Genomic DNA, 1,001 nt, shown 5'->3' on the forward strand with positions numbered 1-1,001 from the left:
CCCAGGAACCCTTAGTCAATCGGCGCAAACGTTTCTCACGTTTGTATCGCTACTCATGCCTGCATTCTCACTCGTGAACCGTCCACAACTCGCTTACGCGGCTGCTTCACCCGGCACACGACGCTCCCCTACCCATCCGTACACCCGTTGGGGCTGTTGTACGAATGACACGACTTCGGCGGTACGCTTGAGCCCCGCTACATTGTCGGCGCGGAATCACTAGACCAGTGAGCTATTACGCACTCTTTCAAGGGTGGCTGCTTCTAAGCCAACCTCCTGGTTGTCTCTGCGACTCCACATCCTTTCCCACTTAGCGTACGCTTAGGGGCCTTAGTCGATGCTCTGGGCTGTTTCCCTCTCGACCATGGAGCTTATCCCCCACAGTCTCACTGCCGCGCTCTCACTTACCGGCATTCGGAGTTTGGCTAAGGTCAGTAACCCGGTAGGGCCCATCGCCTATCCAGTGCTCTACCTCCGGCAAGAAACACACGACGCTGCACCTAAATGCATTTCGGGGAGAACCAGCTATCACGGAGTTTGATTGGCCTTTCACCCCTAACCACAGGTCATCCCCCAGGTTTTCAACCCTGGTGGGTTCGGTCCTCCACGAAGTCTTACCTCCGCTTCAACCTGCCCATGGCTAGATCACTCCGCTTCGGGTCTTGAGCGTGCTACTGAAACGCCCTATTCGGACTCGCTTTCGCTACGGCTTCCCCACCCGGGTTAACCTCGCAACACACCGCAAACTCGCAGGCTCATTCTTCAAAAGGCACGCAGTCACGAGGCAAGCACAAGTGCTTGCCCGACGCTCCCACGGCTTGTAGGCACACGGTTTCAGGTACTATTTCACTCCGCTCCCGCGGTACTTTTCACCATTCCCTCACGGTACTATCCGCTATCGGTCACCAGGGAATATTTAGGCTTAGCGGGTGGTCCCGCCAGATTCACACGGGATTTCTCGGGCCCCGTGCTACTTGGGTGTCTCTCAAACGAGCCGCTGA

Annotated in this window: 1 rRNA gene; it reads right to left on the reverse strand. The window is 56.6% G+C overall.

The annotated features are described in order from the left end of the window. Positions 1-1,001, reverse strand: a 23S ribosomal RNA gene (locus tag ACFT4A_RS42555); the annotation flags it as partial.

Source organism: Streptomyces sp. NPDC057099 (assembly GCF_042671245.1).
In the GTDB taxonomy this organism is placed as follows: Bacteria; Actinomycetota; Actinomycetes; order Streptomycetales; family Streptomycetaceae; genus Streptomyces; species Streptomyces purpurascens.